Consider the following 21,491-nt stretch of genomic DNA (forward strand, 5'->3'; position numbering starts at 1 on the left):
CAGGCCTTCCATGTCGAAACCGGGCGCCACATCGCTCCCCTCCCTCAGTGTCCGCATCGACCTCGATGCCGAGGACCGGATCGGGCCGGGCAAGATCCAGCTGCTGGAAAACATCCGCGAATGCGGCTCGATCTCGGCTGCCGGCCGCGCCATGGACATGAGCTACAAGCGCGCCTGGGACCTCGTCGACGAGATCAACCGCATCTGCCGGCAGGCCGCGGTGGAACGGCAGACCGGCGGCAAGAACGGCGGCGGCGCGATGCTGACGCCGTTCGGCCTGTCGCTGGTGGCACGCTACCGGAAGATCGAGCGCGACGCAGCGAGCGCCGTCCGCAAGGATCTCGAAGCCCTGCGCAGCGATATCGGCAAGCCGAAGAAGGCTGTGGGACGCTAGCCGCGAGACGGCGGCTGTCGCACAAGGGACGCGTTGCGAAAATATCGAAAACAACCCCATGCAAAGTAGTCGGCAACGGCCGGCTCTCGACAGAGCAGCTTGACGCGTCAGGCAAATCAAGGATATATTTCTAATATTCCGAAGTCATGCAGGCGTTGGAGCAAGGGACTTCTCTCCGCGAGCGCGTTTCACCTCTCCCCGACGGGGAGAGGTTGATTTGCGCAGCAAATCGGGTGAGGGGCCGCGGCGCTCACGAGAGATCGTAACCCCTCACCCGGCGCTGCGCGCCGACCTCTCCCAAGGGAGAGGTGAAACACCGCCGCTGCCAGCTCAACCTAACTCGTCATGTGCTAAAGCGCGATGAGATCGCATTGAATCGTCATCGCGCTTTAGCTCTTTGTTTGAGCATGATCTCCGCGCAAACGCTTCGCGTTTGTCGCGAGGGAAAACCGCCTCACACTTTTCCGGATCATGCTCTAACCCGTCTTGATCCAGACCGCCTTGACGTTGAGATACTCCTCGACGTGCTGCTTGCCGGACTCGCGACCATAGCCGCTCATCTTGTAGCCGCCGAACGGCACTGCGGGGTCCATCGCCTGGTAGCAATTGACCCAGACCGAGCCGGCGCGCAGCGCCTTCGCGACCTGATGCGCCTTGCTGACATTGGTGGTCCAGACGCCCGAGCCGAGGCCGAAGGTCGTGGCGTTGGCGCGCTTGATCAGCTCCTCGGGGTCCTTGAACGAGATCGCCGAGATCACCGGGCCGAAGATCTCCTCCTGCGCGATGCGCATGTTGTCCTGCACATTGGCAAACACCGTCGGCTGCACGAAATAGCCCTTCGACAGCGCCCCCTCGGTGAGGCGGCCGCCGCCGGCAAGCGCCTTCGCGCCTTCCTTCTGGCCGATGTCGAGATAGCCGGACACGCGCTCCATCTGCTGCTGCGATACCAGCGGGCCGATCTGCGTGTTGGGATCGAGGCCGTTGCCGACCTGAAGCTTCTTGCCGAACTCGGCGACGCGGCCGACGAATTCGTCATAGACCTTCTGCTCGACGAACAGCCGCGTGCCGGCACTGCAGATCTGGCCGGAATTGGCGAACACCGCCATCGCGGCACCCGGCACCGCCGCGTCGAGATCGGCATCGGCGAACACGATGTCCGGCGACTTGCCGCCGAGCTCGAGCGACACGCGCTTCAGGTTGCCGGCCGAGGCGCGGATGATCGACTGGCCCGTGAGGTGCGAGCCGGTGAAGGCGACCTTGTCGACATCGGGATGCGAGGCAAGCGCGGCGCCCGCAGTCTCACCATAGCCCGGCACGACGTTGACGACGCCGGGCGGAATGCCGGCCTCCATGCAGAGCTCGCCGATGCGCAGCGAGGTCAGCGGCGATTCCTCGGCCGGCTTCAGCACCACGGCGCAGCCGGTCGCGATCGCCGGCCCGATCTTCCAGATCGACGCGGTCAGCGGCCCGTTCCACGGGATGATGGCGCCGACCACGCCGATCGGCTCCTTCAGCGTGTAGGAGAAGATCTCGCCGGGCAACGAGTTCTCGATGGTCTCGCCATGGATCGCGGTGGCCTGGCCTGCGTAATAGCGCAGCATGCCGAGCGCACGCAGCCTGTTGCCGCGGGTGCGGCTGATCGGCGCGCCCATGTCGAGCGTGTCGAGCTGGGACAGTTCCTCGAAATTCGCCTCGACGAGTTCGGCGAGCTTCAGCAGCATGTTCTGCCGCTCGAACGGCTTGACCTTGCTCCACGGTCCCTCGAAGGCGCGGCGCGCCGCCGCAACCGCGCGGTTGATGTCCTCGGCGTCGCCCTCGGCGACGGTCGCGAGCAATTCGCCGGTGGCGGGATTGTGCGTCTCGAATGTCTTGCCGGAGGCGGCGTCGACCCATTTGCCGTCGATCAGCATCTTTTTGTAGGAGCCATCGGCATATGGATGGCGCGTGATCGGAATAGCCTGCGAAACAGCCATGTTTGCACTCCCTAAATGTCGGCTGAGGTCTTCTGGAAGCGTTATATCCAAGATTCTACAGCGCAGACGCGAAACCGTAAAGCCGAGCATGCGTTGTCGAGGGTGGCGCGCACGAAGAGTTCCCATGCGCCTGCGTGCATGGTGCTGATCGCTGCGGCACGTTCCATGGCTTCATGGTTCGAGACGCGCGGCATTGCCGCGCTCCTCACCATGAGGTCTGCTATAAGACCTCATCCTGAGGAGCCGCGGAGCGGCGTCTCGAAGGATGCAGCCGCCAATCTGAAAATGTCCTTGCGACATACGTATCCGGAGACCGACGATGTCCCACCCCGTGATATCAGCCAATCATGTTGCCGTGATCACCGGAGGCGCATCCGGTATCGGGCTTGCCGCGGCGCTGCGCTTCGCGAAGGCCAGCATGAAGGTCTGTATTGCCGATCTCGGCGATGACCGGCTGAAGAACGCTGCGACAAAGCTGTCATCTGCGGCGCCGGGCGGCGCATCGGACATCATGACCGCGGCCATCGATGTCAGCCGCGCCGACGAGGTCGCGAACCTTGAGGCCGCGGTCGCGAAGCGGTTCGGCGGCACCGACATCCTGATGAACAATGCCGGCATCCAGCCCGGCAGCACGATGTTCGGGCCATCAGACAACTGGCAGCGCATTCTCGCGGTCAACCTGTGGGGCGTGATCAACGGCACGCAGGCTTTCGTACCCAACATGATCAAGCGCGGGCGGCCGGGGCTGGTCATCAACACCGGTTCCAAGCAGGGCATCACCACGCCGCCGGGCGATCCCGCCTACAACGTCTCCAAGGCCGGCGTGAAGGCCTTCACCGAGGCGCTGCAGCACGAGCTGCGCAACACCGACGGCTGCAAGCTCACAGCGCATCTGCTGATCCCCGGCTTCGTCTTCACCGGGCTGACCGCGCGCGGCCGTACCGAGAAGCCGGCCGGCGCCTGGACAGCCGAACAGACCGTCGACTTCATGATCGAACGGCTCGACGCCGGCGATTTCTACATCCTCTGTCCCGACAACGACGTGCCGCGCGCGCTCGACGAACGCCGCATCCTGTGGGCCGCCGGCGACATCGTCGAGAACCGACCGCCCCTGTCGCGATGGCATAAGGATTATGGCGACGCGTTCGCGGCGTTCGTGAAGGGGAAGTAGTTCCGTCATTGCGAGGAGCGAAGCGACGAAGCAATCCATAGCACCGCTTGCGCGGATAGATGGATTGCTTCGCGGAGCCTGTCATCGGGCGGCGCTTTGCGCCGACCCGTTGGCTCGCAATGACGCGGAGAGGCTATTGTGCGTGGCTCAATTCGCCCGCACGCGCGCCGGCGTCGCGGGCTGTGCCACCAGCGCCTCGCCGAGCTGGCTCTGCTGGGCGCGCGGGATCGAGAAGCAGACGCTGAAGCCGTCCGACGTCTTGAGCGTCATCATGCCCTGGCTCGGATCGGTCGATTGCTCGATCAGCCAGGAATCCAGCGGATAGGCGTAGCGCAAGGTCTGGTCGCCGAAGCGCGCCTGCAGTGCCTTGCTGATCAGCCCGGGCAGCGTCATGACCAGCGCGCCGACCTGGTTGATCGACAGCCGGATCGTCGCGGGCTCACCCTTGCCGTCGACGAACCCCAGCGAAATGGCGCAGCCATCGGACGCGACTTCGCAGGTCGTGAGCTCCAGGGTTTCGATCTGCATACCGGCACTCCGGATCATTTCTTCGTTATATCCTTTAGACTATATCGCTATGGCCACCGCCGTCCAGCCGTTATTCCGGGTCCCGGATTGGCCGTGGCGGGTTTGCCGCATGCGTGATATATGATCGGATATAGCGAGGTCCGCGAAGGGCCCGTTGACCCAGGGAGAGTGAAGCCAATGAGTGATTACAGTCTTCTCATCGACGGCAAGATGGTACCCGGCGACAAGACCATGCCGGTGCTCAATCCGGCGACCGAAGAGGTGCTGGCGCAGTGTCCGCGCGCCTCCAAGGAACAGCTCGACAAGGCCGTCGCCGCGGCGAAGGCCGCCTACCCCGCTTGGGCCGCGACGTCGATGGAGGAGCGCCGCAAGCTCATCATCAAGATGGCTGAGGTGATCGAGGCCAACACGAACGAGCTCGCCCACATCCTGACCAGCGAGCAGGGCAAGCCGCTGGCCGATGCCACCGGCGAGGTGATGGGCATGGCCGGCTTCTTCCGCTATCTCGGCTCGCTGGATCTGCCGATGCGCGTGATCGAGAACTCCGGCGATCGCAAGGTCGAAGCATATCGCCGCCCGCTCGGCGTGGTCGGCGCCATCATTCCCTGGAACTATCCGCTGCTGATCCTCGCATTCAAGCTGCCGTCCGCGCTGCTCGCCGGCAACACGCTGGTGGTGAAGCCCGCCCCGACCACGCCGCTGGCCTCGCTGCGCTTCGCCGAGCTCGTCAAGGACATCCTGCCGAAGGGCGTGCTGAACTTCATTGCCGACGCCAACGATCTCGGCGATCACATGACCAGGCACCCGGACATCCGCAAGATCTCCTTCACCGGCTCGTCGGCGACCGGCCAGAAGGTGATGGCGAGCGCGTCGCAGACGTTGAAGCGGATCACGCTGGAGCTCGGCGGCAACGACGCCGGCATCGTGCTCGACGACGTCGATCCGAAGAAGGTCGCGCCCGGCATCTTCGAAGGCGCGTTCCAGAACTCCGGCCAGGTCTGCCTCGCCATCAAGCGGCTCTATGTGCACGAGTCCGTCTATGACGAGATCTGCAACGAGTTGGTCGCGATCGCCAAGAACACGGTGGTCGATGACGGCTCCAAGCAGGGAACGAAACTCGGGCCGCTGCAGAACAAGATGCAGTACGAGAAGGTGAAGGCGTTCCTCGACGACGCCCGCAAGAACGGCAACGTGATTGCCGGCGGCGCGGCGATGGACCGTCCCGGCTACTTCATCCAGCCGACCATCGTGCGCGACATCAAGGAAGGCTCCAAGCTGGTCGACGAGGAGCAGTTCGGTCCCGTGCTGCCGGTGATCAAATATTCCGACAAGGATGACGTGATCCGCCGTGCCAACGCGACCACCTACGGCCTCGGCGCATCGGTCTGGTCGTCAGACATCAACCGCGCGCACGATATCGCGACCCGGATCGAGGCCGGCACGGTGTGGATCAACAAGCACCTCGACATGGCGCCGAATATTCCGTTCGGCGGCGCCAAGCAGTCGGGCATCGGCACCGAATTCGCCGAGGAAGGCCTCGCCGAATTCACCCAGCTGCAGATCATCAACGGCCCGCCGGCCGCCTGATCCCGCTATCGGCGATCGCGGCGCCGGCGCGCCGCGGTCGCTTCCCCTGTCCAACAACAGAAGCGCACCATGTTCGACGCCCAATGCGACCTCGCCGCCGTGGTCTACGACGACCACGATGACCCCGACGCGGTGCTGCGCGACTTCGCCGACGGGCTCAACACGCGCGGGTTCCGCGCCGTCGGCATGGTGCAGACGGGCCAATGCGCCGATTCCAGCCTTTCCGCCGTACTGGTCCATAACGGCGAAACGCTGCTGCTGGCCCTGCCCGCAAGCCCAAATCCCACAAGCCTTGGCGCCACCAGCTGCAAGCTTGATTTGGCGCGGCTGCAGGACGCAGGCACCCGCGTCGCCAGTGCGCTGGAAGCGGGCGCCGACATCCTGATCGTCAATCGCTTCGGCAAGCGCGAGCGCGACGGCAAGGGCCTCGGCTATCTGATCGAGCGCGCGCTCGCTTCAGACATTCCGGTGATCATTGCAGTATCGCGCCAAAGCTTCGCTGACTGGATCAAGTTCGCCGGCGGCATGAGCGTGAAACTCGCCTGCGAGCCCCAGGCATTGGACGCCTGGTGGCGCAGCGTCTCGCTGCGGAACGCGGCCCGGACTGCACCGGCTCACACCACGGTCTGCGAGACGCTCAAGTAGGTGGCCAGACCTCGCCATTGCTGTGCATGTTCACTGCGAGCGAAGCAATCCATCCCTCTCCGCACGCGGGAAAATGGATTGCTTCGTCGCTTCAGCGCAAAATTGCAACTTTGTCGCGAGCTCCTCGCAATGACGATGAAAACGGCTCAGAGCGTTTCCTGCTTGTGGTCGCACTGCTTGCAGACGAATTTGACGCGGGACTGGCCCTTTTCCGCCTGTACGCGGTTCGGCGCGCCGCATTTGCCGCAGATCGCCTCGATCCGGGTCGTGCCCTGCTTGATGACGAGGTTCCGCTTTTCCATTGTCTCGCGGATCAGGCGTTCAGCCTCCTCGCGCATCGACTGCTTCGACATAGATCCACACCGGTCGTTGGTTTTTCGGGCGGGGTCATAGCACGACCGGATGAAGCTTTGACAGTGGAGATATCACCCAGCACGCGTGAAGTGGCTCACACAATCAACCGGTCGACCGGCAGCTCGAAATGCTCGGGTTTTAGCCATTGTATCGGGCAGTCCTGCAGTATCTATCGGATCTCAAGCTTCATGTCGCCTCCGGGGTCAGCACCAGCAGCCGCCGCACCAGCGCCAACGCGGTCTTGGTCACCGGATCGGCCGCAGTCACCGGCACCGCCAGCACGATCAGGTCGAGCGGATCATGGGCGAGTACGATGACATGGGTGGCGTTGTTGGCCGTCATCAGCGAGGCCATGCGCTCGACCGCGGGAGGAGCGATGAGCGCAACCTGGCGCCGATTGCCGCAGGGTAAACGAGCCCTTCAGGAAACCAAACAAGTCGCCCGTAAGGGATAGCAATCACCCGTCATTGCGAGCCAACGGGTCGCGCGAACGCGCGCCCGATGACAAGCTCCGCGAAGCAATCCACCTTTCCGCATGCGCGGCGCGATGGATTGCTTCGTCGCTTCAGCGCAAAATTTGCAATTTTGTCGCGAGCTCCTCGCAATGACGCGAAGGGACCGGCTCCTTTGACGACGAAAACGGCAAGTGGAAAGCCCCCCGCCGCTTCGTCTCGGCTCCGGCTCACGCCGCGTTCTCAGGCCGCCTTGGAAACTTCCATCAGCAGGCGCTCGGCCTTGGCATCCTCGATGCGATTCACGAGCCTGCCGCTTTCGTGGTTGTCGCGCACCGTCTTGGTCAGCGCGACGCAGGTCTGCACCAGCATCACGATGCCCATCGTGAGATAGCCCTTCATCCAGATATCGACCGGCAGGAAGAACACGCCGACGGCGACGAGGAAGGCGGAAGCGACAAACGACGCGTAGGTGAAGGAGACCAGGCACCGCTGTGGGGTTGGACATTCTGATTCATGATACGCTCCTACGAGGTTTGAAGATGGTTCGGCTTCGGACTTGAGATTCAGGCTGCGGTCGGGCGCTTGGCTTTCAGCCGCGCCAGCACGTCGCCGGCGATCGATTTCATTCGCGGGCCGAAGCCCTGCTCGGCGAGTTTCTCGGCGGTGGCGAGCGGGCCGGAGACCGCGTCGATCTCGATCAAGGCCTCGTCGACGGCCTGGGCCTCCATCTGCCGCTCGCGCAGTCGCCGCAACGTGGCCTCGGCTTCCGGCAGCGTGGACTCGTAGGGCCGCGCCGCTTCGATGCCGCTCCGCCGCAGCGAGCGCACCGCCTCGGAGGCACGCGCCAGCCGGCGTCCGCGATCGAGCTCGGCGATGCGCGCCTCGGCATTGGCGACATGTCGCTTCAGCCGGGCGATCTCCGAGGCGAACAGCGCGCGTGCGGTCGTCGCGGCGTCGCGCTCGGCCTCGAGGTTGGCGATCGCCTGCGCCGCCTCGCGGGCGAGATCTTCCCGACCGCCCTCGAGCGCCGCGGTCGCGCGCACCTCCAGATCGGCGATGCGGGCGCAGGTGGTCTCGAGCCGCCGCCCCTCCTGCTGGTCGCCGGCGATCGCGAGCGCCAGGGATCGCTTCGAACGCTCCACGGCGGCGGCCGCATCGCGCATCTGCTGATCGAGAATGACGACGGCCGTCCGGTCCTCCAGTTCCTCCCCCGCTACAGCGATGCTGCCGCGGAAAAGCGTCAAAACAGTTTTGAACATTTGGTCACTCCCTGTTATGAGCATCGCTCAGGACACTCTTTTACCACACATTGAGCACCGCTCAACAATTATTTGAGCGCCGCTCACGATTCCGGTTAACGACGAGAGAATCATGTCCAAGGCAATGGAAAGACGAGCCAAACTGCGCGAGGCCCTGATCGAGGCAGCGGAACGGGCGATCGCGGCAAAGGGTATTGGCGGCCTGAAAACACGCGAACTGGCGCAGGAAATCGGCGTCGCCAATGGCGGCGTCTACAATCTGGTCGAGGATGTCGACGAGCTGATTCTGCGGGTCGGCTCGCGCACGCTGGCGCGGCTCGATGCCTCACTGTCGCTCGCCGAGATCAGCGGATCTGTCGCGCCGCGCGAGATGCTGGTGCGGATCGCGGTCGCCTATTGCGACTTCGCCGCTGAGAATCTCGAGTTGTGGCGCGCACTGTTCGAGCATCGCATGCAGCCCGGCAAGCCGGTGCCGGAATGGGCTGTCGCCGAGCAGATGGATTTGTTCCGACACATCTACAAGCCGCTTGCCGCGCTCTTCCCGCAACGCTCGTCTACGCAGGTCGGCGTCACCGCGCGCAGCCTGTTCTCCGCCATGCACGGCATGGTCGCGCTCGGACTCGAGCAGAAGCTGATCGCCGTGCCGATCGATGCACTACGCAGCGAGATCGCGACACTGACACGCGCGATGATCGACGGGCTGACGGCGAAGTAGGACTAGGCGCGGCGGAGATTGGCTCTTGAGACGCCAGGCCTCGTCCTCACGGCTCCATAGTGTAGGAGCGCCCGGGCTCGAGCGCATAGATGGTCAGAAAGCGCAGCGGGCGGTCCGGGTCGCAGTTGCGAAAATGCGTGTGCGGAAGATCGGCGCGATCCTGCAAGGTCTCGCCGGCCCGGTACTGTCGCGGGGCATCGCTGCCGTAAGCGGACTCGGCAACACCTTCGACGATGAAGATCACGCCGCCAACGGGATGCCGGTGCAGCGGAGCGACGCCGCCGGGCGGATAGGTCACCTCGGCCACCACTAGTTCCCGATGATCGCCGGGCAACGCAAGGCGTTCGAGGATCTTGCGCGTGACACCCGCAAAGGCGGCCTGTTGGGCGCTTGCCTGACCGTCGCTGTTTTCACCCATTGGACATTCCTCCCGTCAAGCATCGATCTGACGTCATTCGACTGGAATCGCGCTGCTGACTATGGGGATGCCTCGCCGAGGCAACAAGATGTCGTCTCCACCAACTCGCATCAAATGTGAGACGTCTTCGGTGTTGTCACAGTTGAGGATCGGCGCGATGGTCGAAGCCCTTGCCTGCAATGCATCCGCGTTGCAAGATTTCGCGCGGAGCGACTGCTGAACGACCTGGCTCCAATGCCGCCGTTCGGGGAAATCTTGGTCAGTGAGTCCTGCATGACAATTTGGATCTTTACGACGCGGTTGCTGAAGGTTGCTGCCGTCGCGCTTGTTGCCGAAGCAGCAAGCTTCATGCCGGCGTCTGCGGCGCCCGCCCCTTCCGAATGCTCAATGTCGGTCACATTGGCGAACTGGGGCGAAAATTCGAACGGCGACATTGATGTCACATCAGGCGAAAGCTGCCTGTTTCCGATCCAGATACGCGGCACGGTGACCGAGTCGGCGATTTCGCAAAAGCCCGCGCACGGCAAGTTGAAAAAGCTCGACGCCTCGACGTTTCAATACACGCCGAAGGGCAAGTACAAGGGAAGCGATACGTTTGCCGTCAAGGCAACGGGCCAGGGGCCGACGGCGTCAGGCACATCGGTCATCACGGTACGCGCGACGATCAAGTAGCTGATTCGCTTCGACGCGCGCCGAACGATGCCGGCGCGCGACTATTCCCTGACAAGCGCGCTCAGGCCGGGCGTGCGCCGGTGTGAATGATCGATCCGACATGCTGGCCGCGCAGCGCCGCGGTGAGCCGACCCGGAACGAGGCCGTTCACCACCTGCACCCGCGCGATGTGGCGCGCGTTCGCCATCACCTCGAGCAGTGCGGGATCGAACGGCAGCGTACCCTTCAGCTTGGCAAGCTCGGCAACGTTGGTCTCGCGGAGCAGCTGCGCCTGCTTGCCCTCGGCGCCGTTCGGATCGGCGGTGTACACGCCATCGACGTCTTCCACGATCGTGAGGCCGGCCGCACCCAGCGCGTCCGCAAGCAGGAACGCACCTGTGTCGGCGCGGTGCAGCGGAATGCGCGAGTTCGGAAACTCGTGATGATGGTAGGGCGGAAACGCGCTGCCGACGACCGCACGCGCCGCGGAGAGGTGAATGGCGAGCTGACTCGCGATGGTCGGGTGCTCGATATAGGAGACGCCCTCCGGCGCGAGCAGACAGGCAAGGATGTGACCGTTCTGGCCGGCCTCGCTGGCCGCGAGCGGAGCAAGGGAGCCTACCGGCAGGCCGAGATCGAGGCCGACGCTGTAGAGGTGGCGAGCGCGGATGCCGGCGCCGGTCAGGATCAGCAGGCGATGCTCAGGCAGCAGCGCGCGCAGCTCGGCCACGATCGGCAGGATCGCCTCATGGCCGCGATCCATGATGGAGCGGCCGCCGATCTTCACGACCTGCACCCAGGGGAGAAGCTCGATCGGACGGCTGCCCGCGACGGGGCGGGTGAGATTGCCATCGAGCAGCGTCTGGCGCGCGAGCGGCGAGGCGACGTGCTTGATCTGGTTGGTGTCAGTCATGGCGTCGTTCCCTCTAGCTCGCGGTGATGATGGTGCCGACATGCTCACCCGCGAGCGCGCGGGTGAGGTTGCCGGGAACGAGACCATTCACGACCTGCACCTCGCGCACGTAGCGTGCCGAGGCGAGCAGATCGAGCACCGGAAATTCGAGGATCGAATCCTGCAGCCCCTTCGCCTTCATCTCGGCGACCGAGATCTTCGGGATGAAGGTCGCGCCCTTCGAGGTCTTCGGGTTCGACGTATAGAGGCCGTTCTCGTCCTTCACATAGATCATCGCCTTGCAGCCGAACTGCTCGGCAACGAGGAAGCACCCGGCGTCGGTACGGTACGGCGGGATCACGCCTTCGCTCGCAGGACGCATCCAGAGACCGTAGGGCGGCATGCCGCTGAAGATGACCGCGTTCACTTCGGCGAGATAGAGCGGCACGGCCGAGAGCCCGGCGCCGCTGACGGCGGAGATGCCATGCTTGGCAAGCAGCTGCCCCAGCATCGCCGCATTCTGATCGGCGACCGAGGCACCGAGTTGCGACAGCACGCCGGCCGGCAGACGAAGCCCGGCCGCGATCGAATAGAGATGCCGGGCCCGCGTGCCGGCGCCGGTCCCGATCAGAATCCTGTGAGCCTTGCGGGCCGCGACGATCTCGTCGACCAGCGGATAGACCGCCGCGCGGCCGCGGTCGATGACGCTCTGCCCGCCGATCTTGATCACGGTCGCATCCGGCAGGATCCGAAAGTCCGAAGCGGCATCTGCCGCGGCCAGAAGCTGTGGATCGGTGAGCGACCGCTGCATCAGCAGCGCCTCGAGCTCCGTCGTCGTGTTCGTCATGAGAAACGTCCTTTCTCCAGCGCGTTGAACCATCGCCCGGTGGACCGGCGAGCCCAAGCTGGTCTCGACGGGCGATCTCTCGAGGCCCCGCGTCTGAAGTTTCAGTCGTAGCGATAAGTTGGGCAGGTCTCAAGACATAGCGGCATGATACCCCGCGTTCATATCGGGCGCCTGCGACCGGCGCGATCTATCGATCGGCCGCCGGTAGCTTGACCGTCACGCGCAGCCCTGAGCGTCCTGTCCCCGCGATATTCTCGAACAGGATCGAACCGCCACACTGGTCGACGATCCGTTTCACGATCGAAAGCCCGAGCCCGGAGCCTTCGCCGCTCGGCTGGCAACCGCGGAAGAATGGTTCGCCGATCCGCCCCAGGTCCTGCGGCGGAACGCCGGGCCCGCTGTCTTCGATCTGGATGACGGCCTTTCCGTCTTCCCCGTAGACGCCGAGATCGACGTTGCCGCCATCAGGCGTGAACTTGACCGCATTCTCGACCAGATTGCGGACCGCCGAGACAATCGCGAACGGGTCACCATCCACCGTGACCGGTTCGATCATCGTGAAGCCGAGATCGATGCTCCGTGCCGAGGCTTCCGGCAGCAGATCGGCCACGACACCCTTCGCGATCATGTCCAGTTGCACGGCCTCGCTGGCGGCTGCCGGCGCGGCATCCTGGCGGGCGAGTGCCAGCAATTGCTCGAGCAGGTGCTTGGTCCGCCGCATGCCGCTCTTCAGCGCATCGAGCCGATTGCGCATCGGCGGCGCGACCTCGAGCGGATCGAGATTCTCCGCCTGCAGGCTGAGCGCAGTGATCGGCGTGCGAAGCTCGTGGGCTGCGTCCGCGATGAAGCGCCGCTGCTGTTCCAGCATGGCGCGCATCCGTTCCAGCAATCCATTGATCGAACCGAGAAACGGCTGGAGCTCGCTTGGCGCGCCGGCCGCCGTCAATTCGCCGATGTCGTCGGCCTGCCGCGCATCGAGATTGCCGGCCAGGCGCAGCATCGGCCGAAACGATCGCGCGATCACCAACCCAGTGACAAGCAACAGGCACGGCACCAGCGCAGCGATCGGCAGCAATGTCCGGATTGCCATATCGGCCGCAATCTCGGTGCGGATTTCAGTGCGTTGCGTCACCGCAAAACGGCTGCCGTCGGGCCGCGTGCGAAGCAGGACCCGCACCGGCTGCCCCTGCCGCACATCATTGTGCAGCCCATCCTTCAATCCCCATAACCGCCGATCATCGGCAGACCCGCGCGGCGCATCGCCAAGCTCGACGACCGCAACCTCGGAGTCCGCATCGACACCGTTCACAAGGCCGCTCTGCCTGATCGACGCATTCAGCGCGAAGCTGCCGATCTGGATCAGGACGGAATCCTGCATCTCGATCGCTTCGCTGTAGGCCCAGAAATAGGTGAACGTACCGCCCACGGCGCCCATGAGCACGATGATCGCAGTCAGCCCGATGAACAGGCGTCCGCGCAGCGAGGTCAACATGTCGAGCGATCCACCATCCATCCAACGCCGCGAACGTTGCGGATTACGGTCGCGCCGAGCTTCTTGCGTACGGCGTGAATCAGGAATTCGACCGCGTTGCTTTCGACCTCTTCGCTCCAGCCGTAGAGATGACGTTCGAGTTCGGCCCGGGACAGGATCGTCCCGGGCCGCGTCAGCAACGCCTGAAGCAGGGCGAACTCGCGCGCGCTGAGCACAACCTTCTCACCGCGGAAAGTGGCCTCGCGCGTCGCCGGATCGAGGTGAAGCGCGCCATTGGTCAGAACGGGCGGCGCCCCGCTACCCTCGCGACGCAGCACCGCGCGCATGCGCGCCAGCAATTCCCCGATCTCGAACGGCTTGACCAGGTAATCGTCGGCGCCGAGATCGAGCCCGCGAATGCGATCGTTCAGCGCATCGCGCGCCGTGAGGATGATCACCGGAAGGCGCCTGCTGTCCGAGCGAACCGTCTTCAGCACGTCGAGACCGTCAGTGATCGGCAGGCCGAGATCGAGCAGCGCAATGTCATAGGTCTCGCTGCTCACAGCCTCGATGGCGAGATCGCCATTGCGCACCCAGTCGACGGCGTAGGCAGCATCCTTCAGCGCCTCGACGACGGCGGCGCCGATCATCCTGTCGTCCTCCACCAAGAGCACACGCATCGCTCGGCAACCCATCATCATCAGCCAGGAGGCATCCGGGCGAGGCCATACCTCGCCGGATCAACCACCGGCAACGCCTCGGGATCTACCCGCTCAAACTTAGGCGGAACTTAGGGCTTCTGGCGCGCGGCGCTCGGCCAAATCCACCTAAGCCGGAGCTAAGTCTCGCTGTGCACACTCCCTCCGAGTTCGGCGGAACCGCCGGACATGTTCAGAGCGGAGCCTCCCACAGTGCAAGACGTGAAACCCATCGGCCGCCGCATGCTGAACAAGGTCCCCGAGGTCACGCTGGTCTTCTGGGCGATCAAGATCATGTCGACCACCGTCGGCGAGACCGGCGCCGATTATCTCGCGGTTCACGTCGGCCTCGGGACGACCGTGACCGGCTTGCTGATGGCAGGCCTTCTCGCGGCAGCACTGGTCGTCCAACTGTCGATGGACCGCTACGTGCCATGGATCTACTGGCTGACGGTCGTGCTGGTCAGCATCGTCGGGACGCAGATCACCGATGCACTGACCGACAAGCTCGAGATCAGCCTGTACGTCAGCACGGCCGCCTTTGCGATCGCACTCACCGACGTCTTCGCGATCTGGTTCACGATCGAGCGGACGCTGTCGATCCATACGATCGTGACAGTCAGACGCGAACTGTTCTACTGGGCCGCGATCCTCTTCACATTCGCGCTCGGCACCGCCGCGGGCGATCTCGCGACCGAAGCGCTGGGTCTCGGCTTCAACGTCGGGGTCGTCGTTTTCACGGTCCTGATCGCAGCCGTTGCGGCGGCTTACGCCCTCGGCGCCAACGCAGTCCTGACCTTCTGGCTCGCCTACATCCTGACGCGGCCGCTCGGGGCATCGTTCGGCGACTTGCTGTCGCAGTCCCGCGACTATGGCGGTCTCGGCTTCGGCACGATCTCCACCAGCCTCGCCTTTCTGACGGTGATCGTCGCGCTGGTGATCTGGCTGTCCCTCGCAGGCGATACCGGCCGGCGGCCCACCACCTCCCTCAGCGATTGAATTCTGCGCGCGTCCGAACGGACGACGACCAAAGCAATCCAACAAAGGAGAACCATGATGAACAGGACGATCCTCAGCGTCGCGACAATCCTCGCCCTCGCCGTCACCCAACCGCTGCCACATGCCAATGGAGGCCCCAGCCTGCTGCCGCGCGCGCAAGCTGCCACATCGAAGCTCGGCGACCTCTCGTCGTTCCGCGGCATCGTCGTCGACGTCGCCGCGCTGGTCGAGAAAGGCGATCTTCCCGGTGCCAAGACACGGATCAAGGATCTCGAAACCAAATGGGATGACGCCGAGGCCGGGCTGAAGCCGCGCGCGGCAGCCGACTGGCACACGGTCGACAAGGCGATCGACCGCGCGCTCGCGGCGGTCCGCGAAACCAATCCCGATGCCGCCAAGTGCAAACAGGCGCTCGCCGACCTGCTGTCGATCATGGATTCGAAGGCCTGAGGCCTCCGACCATCATTTCGACCATCAGCCGGAGCAAACTCGGCCGGTGGTCGCCATCACTTCGGAGTGAAGACCCTCATGCAACTGATGAATGTTACAATCACGGCCGAGCGCGCCGGCAAGGTTCCGGCGGTGACGCTGGGCTTCTGGGTCATCAAGATTCTTGCCACGACGCTTGGCGAAACCGGCGGCGACGCCGTCACCATGTCGATGGACCTCGGCTATCTCGTGGGCACCGCTATCTTCGCGGTCATCTTCGCCATCGCCGTCGCCGCCCAGATGGCGGCGAAGCGTTTCCATCCGTTTCTGTACTGGACGGTGATCGTCGCAACGACAACGGTGGGCACGACATTCGCCGACTTCGTCGACCGCTCGCTCGGGATCGGATATCTCGGCGGTTCGTCGCTACTCGTGGCATTGCTGGTTGTGTCACTTGCCACCTGGTATCGCACCATGGGCACGGTCTCGATCGCCTCGATCGACAATAAGACGGCAGAGACCTTCTATTGGATCACGATCCTGTTCTCGCAGACGCTGGGAACGGCGCTCGGCGACTGGATGGCCGATTCCACCGGGCTCGGCTATGGCGGCGGCGCCCTCGTCTTCGCCGCCGGTATCGCCATCGTCGCCGCGGCCTATCTCTGGACCAAGGTCTCGCGCACGGTGCTGTTCTGGATCGCGTTCGTCCTCACCCGACCGCTCGGCGCCACTGTCGGCGATTTCCTGGACAAGNGCCGATCGACCATGGCGGGCTAGCGCTCAGCCGCTACACGGCATCGATCGTCCTCGCCGTAGCGATCGCAGCGCTGGTGTTCATCCTGCCGCAGCGCGCGGGAAAGCACGCCTGAGCATCCCACCGGCGGATTAGAGCAAGATGAGTTTGGATCGAATCGGTTCGACGATGCGCCTCCTTCACCTCTCCCCGTCGGGGAGAGGTGAACCTCCGCTGTCGATCCAGTTCAACCTAGTCTCATCACGCTCTAGTTAGTCAGCCGGGATGAAGCGGAGTGTGCCCGCGCGACGCGTTGGCCTGCCGGTGTCGTTCGTGTGATTGACGCCGTCCATGACAGGCACCTCAGCGAAATCGAACGGACTCATGCCGTCGAGGCAAGCCACGTTGACGGCATATAGATTCTGGTCGGATCGTCGTTGATGATGTGTGTAAATTCCGCAGCGAGAGCAGAAGAAGTGCTGTGCTGATCCGGTGTGGAAACGGTAGCTCGTTAACGCATCCTCGCCCTGCAGGAGCTTGATCCCGCCCATTTCCGCCATGACGACGACGGCGCCGCGCATTCGGCAGTAAGAGCAAGTGCAGCGGCGGATCGAATTGAAGCCGTCGCTGAGTGTCGCCTCGAAACGCACCGCGCCGCAATGGCACTGGCCGGCCCGAACGTTCGTGTCGCTCACCATGTTGCCTTTGTCTCCCGTTCAGATCGCATCTCTGCCCGTTCCGGGTGACGTATCCCTAAAATTTGAACGCGACAATCCGTCAAGAACTCGCGCATAGTGCGAGAAAAACTCTCACAGAGGCTCCTCTGGATCGGAAGCGGAGCCCCGTCCTTTTGAGCTCGTTGAGTCCAGACCCTAAACCTCGACGATGACGTAATTGTCCTCGACATGCACCGGGAAGGTCTCGGCCACATAGGGCCCCTTCTGCAACTCCCCGCCGCTCTCGACCGCGACCGGATAGGAGCGGATCCTGAAGCGATTGGGGTCGAACCAGGACTGGCCGTTGCGCATGTCAAATTCCCAGCCATGCCAGGGACAGCGTAGCATCTCGCCGACGCGGTCGCGCTGGTAGATGCCGGGCTCGGGCGAGGTCAGGCGTGCCACGCACGCCGCCTTCTCCAGCGGCGCGCCCTCATGCGGGCAGCGATTGAGCAGCGCGAAGAACTCGCCATTGACGTGGAACACGACGATGTCGCGCCCCTCGAGGCCGAACACCTTGTTGCCGCCTGCCGGGATATCGCTGGTGCGCGCGACGATGTGACGGGTCATCTGATCACCCAGAACGTGATGAGGTTAGGTTGACCGCGTTGACGCCGCGCTCCCTCTCCCCGTTCTTACGGGGTCGAGACAAGCGAAGCTTGCTCTTAGAGGGTTGGGGTGAGGGGCCGTCTCCGCGTATACGGCGATAGCTGCATTTGCGGAGACTCCCCCTCACCCGGAACGCATCTAACGATGCGTTCCGACCTCTCCCCGCACGCGGGGCGAGGTAGAGCGGAACCCGCTGCTTGACTCGAAGTAAAGGCATCTTGTTCTAGAACTTGTATACCGCGCGGGCGTTGCTGTTGAAGATCTTGCGTCGCTCGGCCTCGGTCAGCGGCGTCTTGAAGGCGTAGCGCGCGTCGTCATAGTCCCAGTGCGGATAGTCCGACGAGAACAGCAGGCGATCGATGCCGACCCATTCGATCAGCTGACGCAGATGTTTCGCCTCATCCGGCTCGTCGATCGGCTGGGTCGTGAACCAGAAGTGATCCTTCACATACTCGCTTGGCCTGCGCTTGAGATGCGGCACCTCGCTGCGGAAGCGCTCGAAATGCTGATCCATCCGCCACATCGCCGACGGGATCCAGCCGAAGCCACCCTCGATGAACACGATCTTCAGCTTCGGGAAGCGTTCGGGAATGCCCTCGAGCACGAGGCTGGTGAGCTGCGAGGCCACCGTGTGCGCGTTCGACTGATGCTCCTCGCAATAATAGGACGGCCAGCCGCCGCCGGTCGGCGCATGTCCGCCATAGCCGCCGACATGGATGCCGAGCGGCAGATCGAGCTCTTGCGCGCGCGCGTAGATCGGCCAGTAGGCGCGGCGTCCGAGTGGCTCATTGGCACGCGGCGAGACGTTGATCTGGATGTATTCACCGGTCTTGGCGCAACGATCGATCTCGGCGAGACCGAGGTCAGAGCCATCCTGTCCGACCAGGATCGAGGCCTTCAGGCGCGGATCGCGATGCGACCAGAACGCAAGCTGCCAGTCGTTGATGGCGCGCTGGATCGCGGCACCGAATTCCAGGTTCTGCTGCGAGAAGATAAAGAGGTCGAGCACCTGCAAAATTCCGAACTCGACGTCGGACGGATCGAGATGCTGCTTGCGCATGAAATCCAGATCGGAGCCCGGCACCCCGCCGGTCGGCGGCCACGCATCGCGCCGCGCGATCAAGGGCGAGGAGCGCGGATAGGGCGTGGTGCCGATATAGGGCGTGCGCAGATGGCTGCCGTATTCTTTCAGATGCTGCTGCCAGCGCTTCGGCAGGAATTCGTTGAGGTCGCTGTGCGAATGGATGCTGGGGTGGATGTCGCAATCGATGATCCTCAGCCGCGTTGCGGCAGTCTTCTCTTGATCGAGCATCGGGCGGTCGATGACGTCACTCATGCGATCCTCCTCTGTTTTTGAGATAGTGTGGCGATCTGCTCACCTCTCCCCACCGGGGAGAGGTCGGATTGCATCGCCAGATGCAATCCGGGTGAGGGCCTTGCGGTCCCTCGCAAGATCCGAGCCCCCTCACCCGGCGCTGCGCGCCGACCTCTCCCCGCTGGGGAGAGGTGTGGCACCGCCGGTGTCGCGCTATGTCTCAGCATGCTCACGAATCCAGCTTCAGGCGCGGGAAGGTTTCGAGCGGATTGTCTTCGCACATCCGCGCGACGATATTTTTCGGCAGATGCGGCGGGATCGGGTCGTCGCCGTCGAACTGCCAGTGCGGATAGTCTGACGCGAACAGGAACATCTTGTCGGAGCCGATCTGGTCGATGACGTCGGCGACACCAGTCGCATCCGGCGGGCCGTCGAACGGCTGCATGGTGACCCGGAAATGATCGCGGATGATCGAGGCCGGCTCGCGCTCGACCCAGGGTACCTCGACGCGCACGCCGCGCCAGGTCTTGTTGGCGCGCCACATGAACGCGGGCAACCAGCTCACGCCTGATTCCATCAGCACGACCTTCAGGCCCGGGAATTTGCCGAACACGCCCTCATAGATCAGGCTCAGCGCCTGCGCCTGGAACGCCTGAGCTTCCGCCAGATAATATTCGTAGCGATAGGACGGCCAACCGATCGAGCTCGGCGCGGTCCGATAGGCGCTGCCGGCGTGGATCGCGATCGGCAGCTTGTGCTTCTCGGCCACCTGATAGATCGGCCAGTGGTGCCGCCGCCCGAGCAGCATCTCGCCCTGCGACAGCACCAACACCGACACGAAGCGATTGTCGCCGGCCCTGCGCTCGATCTCCTCGACCGCGAGGTCCGGCGCCTGCATCGGCACCACGATCGAGGCGCGCAGCCGCTTGTCCTTGTCGAGCCATTCGGCGGCAATCCAGTCGTTGATCGCCTTGCAGAAGCCGGCCGCCATATAGGGATCGAACACCGCCTGCGCGCCATAGACGACGTTGCAGATCGCGTGACTGGCGCCGAGCTGGTCGAACGCGCCGCGCTGCACCATGGCGAGATCGCTGCCGGGCTTCTTGCCGTCCGCCGGCCGCCAGTCGGCGCGGCCCGACAGCGGCATCGACGGCGGATTGGAGTTGAGGTCGAGCCCGTCGATGGCGCGGCTGACCACCTGTTCCTTCCAGTGATCATCCAGATAGGGCAGCAGCGTGGTGCGCGTTCCTCCCACCGCGGGATGGATGTCGCAGTCGATGCGCGTAGCTGCCATGGCGTTCCTCGAATCCTTGGCTCTTATTGTTCGTCTTGATTCTTGGCGGCGCTGCCGCAGGACTGACTGTGACCCCGATGGACTGATCCTGCAAGCCGGTCAACGCGGGGCCGGTCTGTGATATCCGCGCACCGGCCCGCTCACGCCAGGTTTTGGGATTGCGTGTGAATGGCGTCACGATGTCGGATCGTGAACCATGGTAGCGGATTCCGCGACGCGGAAAGCGCGGCAACTGCAGGAGACCAGGATGAGATTTGCCGGATTGACGACCCTCGCGGGCGCATTGGCGCTGGCCGCCGTCTCCGCCGCATCGGCAGCGCCCGCGACGGCTTCGGGTTCGGTGGCGTTGGCGCTCGCCGGCGTGGTCGCACCCTATTCGCCGCTGCCGGCCGCGGAGAAGGCGGCGGTCGCGGCGTTCTTCAACGGCGACAGCCATGTCGCCTATGCGAAGAAGATCATCGTGACCGCGGACAAGATCGTCTGCCGCGCCAGCAATGTCGACATCACCTCGCGCTCCTGCCAACTGACCTTCGGCAGCCACACCCGCACCGTGAAGGGCCGCCAAGCCAACGAGATATTCGCGACCGAGGCACTCGCCGGCGTGCCCTCCGACGGCGCAGCCGGCACGATCTTCGAAAGCCTGACCAAGCTGTCCTGTACGCTTGATCCCAAGATGATCAAGGAAAACGGCGGCGGAGGTGCCGACTGCACGTTGGAGCCGGGGAACTGAGAGCCTGTGAATCTATTCACCCCGTCATTGCGAGGAGCTCTGCGACAAAATTGCAAAGCAATTTTGCGCTGAAGCGACGAAGCAATCCATGCTTCCACGCATGCTGCACGATGGATTGCTTCGCTTCGCTCGCAATGACGAGGGATAGACCGTCACCCTGAGGTGCACTCCACGACGCAACTACTGTGCTCGGCTAGGCCGGGACAACCACGCCCAGCCTCGCAGCCATGCGGCGTGCCGTTTCCTCCCGCTGCGCCGTCATCGCGCGCACCGCGTGCCGGGCCTGCTGCAGGATTGCGGGTGGTGCGCTCTCCGGCGTGCCGCTGTTGAACGGCGGCTCCGGCGCATACGCCATGTAGAGCTGGATCGCCCGCGCCGCGTCGTCGCCGCGCAGCTCGGCCGCAAGTCGCAACGCGCCGTCGATGCCCGCGGTGACGCCTGCGGCAAAGACGTAGCTGCCGTCGACCACGACGCGCTCATTGACGGCAGTAGCCCCGAAGAACGGCAGCAGATGAAACGACGCCCAATGCGTCGTCGCCCTGCGTCCCTGCAACAGGCCCGCCGCGCCGCACAGCAGGGCACCCGTGCACACCGAGAAGATACGGCAT

The 21,491-nt window shown here is 64.0% G+C and carries 24 protein-coding genes and 2 pseudogenes; 10 read left to right on the plus strand and 16 right to left on the minus strand.

The features are described from left to right. Positions 1 to 10: 10 nt before the first annotated feature. Positions 11 to 394: a winged helix-turn-helix domain-containing protein gene (locus AS156_RS08820; RefSeq protein WP_066502732.1), complete on the plus strand. Its 384-nt coding sequence runs from the start codon at positions 11 to 13 to the stop codon at positions 392 to 394. Between the two features lie 476 nt (positions 395 to 870). Here the strand turns inward: AS156_RS08820 and AS156_RS08825 are convergent, their stop codons facing one another. After that, positions 871 to 2,367, minus strand: coding sequence for an aldehyde dehydrogenase family protein (locus AS156_RS08825; RefSeq protein ID WP_066502736.1), 1,497 nt, complete (start codon positions 2,365 to 2,367; stop codon positions 871 to 873). 319 nt (positions 2,368 to 2,686) lie between these two features. Between AS156_RS08825 and AS156_RS08830 the strand changes: the two genes are divergently transcribed. Then, positions 2,687 to 3,538, plus strand: a complete 852-nt coding sequence (locus AS156_RS08830; RefSeq protein WP_066502740.1) for an SDR family NAD(P)-dependent oxidoreductase — start codon at positions 2,687 to 2,689, stop codon at positions 3,536 to 3,538. A gap of 147 nt (positions 3,539 to 3,685) precedes the next feature. Here the strand turns inward: AS156_RS08830 and AS156_RS08835 are convergent, their stop codons facing one another. Next, positions 3,686 to 4,066, minus strand: coding sequence for a hypothetical protein (locus tag AS156_RS08835; RefSeq protein ID WP_066502743.1), 381 nt, complete (start codon positions 4,064 to 4,066; stop codon positions 3,686 to 3,688). A gap of 177 nt (positions 4,067 to 4,243) precedes the next feature. Between AS156_RS08835 and AS156_RS08840 the strand changes: the two genes are divergently transcribed. After that, complete coding sequence (locus AS156_RS08840) at positions 4,244 to 5,653, plus strand: aldehyde dehydrogenase family protein (protein ID WP_066502744.1); 1,410 nt, start codon at positions 4,244 to 4,246, stop codon at positions 5,651 to 5,653. A 69-nt stretch (positions 5,654 to 5,722) separates the two neighbouring features. Continuing rightward, on the plus strand, positions 5,723 to 6,298 hold the full coding sequence (locus tag AS156_RS08845; RefSeq protein WP_066502746.1) for a DUF2478 domain-containing protein: 576 nt from the start codon (positions 5,723 to 5,725) through the stop codon (positions 6,296 to 6,298). Positions 6,299 to 6,444: 146 nt separating this feature from the next. Here the strand turns inward: AS156_RS08845 and AS156_RS08850 are convergent, their stop codons facing one another. From AS156_RS08850 to AS156_RS08860, 4 genes and pseudogenes are all read right to left on the minus strand, one after another. Beyond that, the gene (locus AS156_RS08850; protein WP_066502748.1) at positions 6,445 to 6,651 is read right to left on the minus strand and encodes a hypothetical protein; all 207 of its coding nucleotides are present in this window, start codon (positions 6,649 to 6,651) and stop codon (positions 6,445 to 6,447) included. Positions 6,652 to 6,838: 187 nt separating this feature from the next. After that, a pseudogene (locus AS156_RS40445) lies at positions 6,839 to 7,021 on the minus strand (hypothetical protein); the annotation flags it as partial. A 326-nt stretch (positions 7,022 to 7,347) separates the two neighbouring features. Then, positions 7,348 to 7,622, minus strand: a pseudogene (locus AS156_RS08855) (YiaA/YiaB family inner membrane protein). A gap of 48 nt (positions 7,623 to 7,670) precedes the next feature. After that, positions 7,671 to 8,366: a PspA/IM30 family protein gene (locus tag AS156_RS08860; RefSeq protein ID WP_066502751.1), complete on the minus strand. Its 696-nt coding sequence runs from the start codon at positions 8,364 to 8,366 to the stop codon at positions 7,671 to 7,673. A 112-nt stretch (positions 8,367 to 8,478) separates the two neighbouring features. Between AS156_RS08860 and AS156_RS08865 the strand changes: the two genes are divergently transcribed. Beyond that, a complete protein-coding gene (locus AS156_RS08865; RefSeq protein WP_066502754.1) occupies positions 8,479 to 9,081 on the plus strand; it encodes a TetR/AcrR family transcriptional regulator in 603 nt (200 codons plus the stop codon). A gap of 46 nt (positions 9,082 to 9,127) precedes the next feature. On the opposite strand, the gene AS156_RS08870 is transcribed toward AS156_RS08865, so the two are convergent. Beyond that, positions 9,128 to 9,499 carry a cupin domain-containing protein gene (locus AS156_RS08870; protein WP_066502758.1) on the minus strand — a complete coding sequence of 124 codons (372 nt, stop codon included), beginning with the start codon at positions 9,497 to 9,499 and terminating at the stop codon, positions 9,128 to 9,130. Positions 9,500 to 9,772: 273 nt separating this feature from the next. Between AS156_RS08870 and AS156_RS08875 the strand changes: the two genes are divergently transcribed. Beyond that, positions 9,773 to 10,171 carry a hypothetical protein gene (locus AS156_RS08875; protein WP_245312630.1) on the plus strand — a complete coding sequence of 133 codons (399 nt, stop codon included), beginning with the start codon at positions 9,773 to 9,775 and terminating at the stop codon, positions 10,169 to 10,171. A 61-nt stretch (positions 10,172 to 10,232) separates the two neighbouring features. On the opposite strand, the gene AS156_RS08880 is transcribed toward AS156_RS08875, so the two are convergent. From AS156_RS08880 to AS156_RS08895, 4 genes are all read right to left on the minus strand, one after another. Next, positions 10,233 to 11,063, minus strand: a complete 831-nt coding sequence (locus AS156_RS08880; RefSeq protein WP_066502761.1) for an amino acid kinase family protein — start codon at positions 11,061 to 11,063, stop codon at positions 10,233 to 10,235. Positions 11,064 to 11,076: 13 nt separating this feature from the next. Then, entirely contained in the window at positions 11,077 to 11,889 is an 813-nt protein-coding gene (locus AS156_RS08885) for an amino acid kinase family protein (RefSeq protein ID WP_066502763.1), read from the minus strand. Between the two features lie 187 nt (positions 11,890 to 12,076). Continuing rightward, positions 12,077 to 13,381: a sensor histidine kinase gene (locus tag AS156_RS08890; RefSeq protein ID WP_160331069.1), complete on the minus strand. Its 1,305-nt coding sequence runs from the start codon at positions 13,379 to 13,381 to the stop codon at positions 12,077 to 12,079. Further along, positions 13,375 to 14,040, minus strand: a complete 666-nt coding sequence (locus tag AS156_RS08895) for a response regulator transcription factor (protein WP_066502770.1) — start codon at positions 14,038 to 14,040, stop codon at positions 13,375 to 13,377. Before AS156_RS08895 ends, AS156_RS08890 begins: the two co-directional genes overlap by 7 nt. Positions 14,041 to 14,301: 261 nt before the next feature. Between AS156_RS08895 and AS156_RS08900 the strand changes: the two genes are divergently transcribed. From AS156_RS08900 to AS156_RS08910, 3 genes are all read left to right on the plus strand, one after another. Then, complete coding sequence (locus tag AS156_RS08900; RefSeq protein ID WP_066502775.1) at positions 14,302 to 15,057, plus strand: COG4705 family protein; 756 nt, start codon at positions 14,302 to 14,304, stop codon at positions 15,055 to 15,057. A gap of 57 nt (positions 15,058 to 15,114) precedes the next feature. Then, positions 15,115 to 15,507, plus strand: a complete 393-nt coding sequence (locus AS156_RS08905) for a hypothetical protein (protein WP_201456013.1) — start codon at positions 15,115 to 15,117, stop codon at positions 15,505 to 15,507. An 87-nt stretch (positions 15,508 to 15,594) separates the two neighbouring features. Beyond that, positions 15,595 to 16,239 (plus strand): COG4705 family protein (locus AS156_RS08910; RefSeq protein ID WP_245312648.1); only part of this gene is annotated, 645 nt, incomplete at its 3' end. A gap of 252 nt (positions 16,240 to 16,491) precedes the next feature. Here the strand turns inward: AS156_RS08910 and AS156_RS08915 are convergent. The 4 genes from AS156_RS08915 to AS156_RS08930 form a co-directional block, all read right to left on the minus strand. Next, a complete protein-coding gene (locus AS156_RS08915; protein ID WP_066502779.1) occupies positions 16,492 to 16,917 on the minus strand; it encodes a GFA family protein in 426 nt (141 codons plus the stop codon). Positions 16,918 to 17,091: 174 nt separating this feature from the next. Next, a complete protein-coding gene (locus tag AS156_RS08920; protein WP_066502783.1) occupies positions 17,092 to 17,505 on the minus strand; it encodes a Rieske (2Fe-2S) protein in 414 nt (137 codons plus the stop codon). Positions 17,506 to 17,767: 262 nt separating this feature from the next. After that, positions 17,768 to 18,880: an amidohydrolase family protein gene (locus tag AS156_RS08925; RefSeq protein WP_066502786.1), complete on the minus strand. Its 1,113-nt coding sequence runs from the start codon at positions 18,878 to 18,880 to the stop codon at positions 17,768 to 17,770. A gap of 208 nt (positions 18,881 to 19,088) precedes the next feature. Further along, entirely contained in the window at positions 19,089 to 20,153 is a 1,065-nt protein-coding gene (locus AS156_RS08930; RefSeq protein WP_066502790.1) for an amidohydrolase family protein, read from the minus strand. Positions 20,154 to 20,400: 247 nt separating this feature from the next. Between AS156_RS08930 and AS156_RS08935 the strand changes: the two genes are divergently transcribed. After that, a complete protein-coding gene (locus AS156_RS08935) occupies positions 20,401 to 20,883 on the plus strand; it encodes a hypothetical protein (RefSeq protein ID WP_066502950.1) in 483 nt (160 codons plus the stop codon). 193 nt (positions 20,884 to 21,076) lie between these two features. Here AS156_RS08935 and AS156_RS44110 read toward each other — a convergent pair. Further along, on the minus strand, positions 21,077 to 21,491 hold a 415-nt coding region (locus AS156_RS44110), incomplete at its 5' end, for a DJ-1/PfpI family protein (protein ID WP_245312632.1).

Origin of the sequence: Bradyrhizobium macuxiense, assembly GCF_001542415.1 — a bacterium.
GTDB classification, from domain to species: domain Bacteria; phylum Pseudomonadota; class Alphaproteobacteria; order Rhizobiales; family Xanthobacteraceae; genus Bradyrhizobium; species Bradyrhizobium macuxiense.

What these genes read in the sequence shown, in the direction of transcription:
- AS156_RS08925 (WP_066502786.1), bottom strand. Translation starts at nt 18,880, where the DNA reads ATGAGTGACGTCATCGACCGCCCGATGCTCGATCAAGAGAAGACTGCC.
- AS156_RS08895 (WP_066502770.1), bottom strand. Translation starts at nt 14,040, where the DNA reads ATGCGTGTGCTCTTGGTGGAGGACGACAGGATGATCGGCGCCGCCGTC.
- AS156_RS08875 (WP_245312630.1), top strand. Translation starts at nt 9,773, where the DNA reads ATGACAATTTGGATCTTTACGACGCGGTTGCTGAAGGTTGCTGCCGTC.
- AS156_RS08880 (WP_066502761.1), bottom strand. Translation starts at nt 11,063, where the DNA reads ATGACTGACACCAACCAGATCAAGCACGTCGCCTCGCCGCTCGCGCGC.
- AS156_RS08840 (WP_066502744.1), top strand. Translation starts at nt 4,244, where the DNA reads ATGAGTGATTACAGTCTTCTCATCGACGGCAAGATGGTACCCGGCGAC.
- AS156_RS08835 (WP_066502743.1), bottom strand. Translation starts at nt 4,066, where the DNA reads ATGCAGATCGAAACCCTGGAGCTCACGACCTGCGAAGTCGCGTCCGAT.
- AS156_RS08830 (WP_066502740.1), top strand. Translation starts at nt 2,687, where the DNA reads ATGTCCCACCCCGTGATATCAGCCAATCATGTTGCCGTGATCACCGGA.
- AS156_RS08825 (WP_066502736.1), bottom strand. Translation starts at nt 2,367, where the DNA reads ATGGCTGTTTCGCAGGCTATTCCGATCACGCGCCATCCATATGCCGAT.
- AS156_RS08920 (WP_066502783.1), bottom strand. Translation starts at nt 17,505, where the DNA reads ATGACCCGTCACATCGTCGCGCGCACCAGCGATATCCCGGCAGGCGGC.
- AS156_RS08915 (WP_066502779.1), bottom strand. Translation starts at nt 16,917, where the DNA reads ATGGTGAGCGACACGAACGTTCGGGCCGGCCAGTGCCATTGCGGCGCG.
- AS156_RS08890 (WP_160331069.1), bottom strand. Translation starts at nt 13,381, where the DNA reads ATGTTGACCTCGCTGCGCGGACGCCTGTTCATCGGGCTGACTGCGATC.
- AS156_RS08930 (WP_066502790.1), bottom strand. Translation starts at nt 20,153, where the DNA reads ATGGCAGCTACGCGCATCGACTGCGACATCCATCCCGCGGTGGGAGGA.
- AS156_RS08870 (WP_066502758.1), bottom strand. Translation starts at nt 9,499, where the DNA reads ATGGGTGAAAACAGCGACGGTCAGGCAAGCGCCCAACAGGCCGCCTTT.
- AS156_RS08820 (WP_066502732.1), top strand. Translation starts at nt 11, where the DNA reads ATGTCGAAACCGGGCGCCACATCGCTCCCCTCCCTCAGTGTCCGCATC.
- AS156_RS08865 (WP_066502754.1), top strand. Translation starts at nt 8,479, where the DNA reads ATGTCCAAGGCAATGGAAAGACGAGCCAAACTGCGCGAGGCCCTGATC.
- AS156_RS08850 (WP_066502748.1), bottom strand. Translation starts at nt 6,651, where the DNA reads ATGTCGAAGCAGTCGATGCGCGAGGAGGCTGAACGCCTGATCCGCGAG.
- AS156_RS08905 (WP_201456013.1), top strand. Translation starts at nt 15,115, where the DNA reads ATGAACAGGACGATCCTCAGCGTCGCGACAATCCTCGCCCTCGCCGTC.
- AS156_RS08860 (WP_066502751.1), bottom strand. Translation starts at nt 8,366, where the DNA reads ATGTTCAAAACTGTTTTGACGCTTTTCCGCGGCAGCATCGCTGTAGCG.
- AS156_RS08845 (WP_066502746.1), top strand. Translation starts at nt 5,723, where the DNA reads ATGTTCGACGCCCAATGCGACCTCGCCGCCGTGGTCTACGACGACCAC.
- AS156_RS08935 (WP_066502950.1), top strand. Translation starts at nt 20,401, where the DNA reads ATGAGATTTGCCGGATTGACGACCCTCGCGGGCGCATTGGCGCTGGCC.
- AS156_RS08900 (WP_066502775.1), top strand. Translation starts at nt 14,302, where the DNA reads ATGCTGAACAAGGTCCCCGAGGTCACGCTGGTCTTCTGGGCGATCAAG.
- AS156_RS08885 (WP_066502763.1), bottom strand. Translation starts at nt 11,889, where the DNA reads ATGACGAACACGACGACGGAGCTCGAGGCGCTGCTGATGCAGCGGTCG.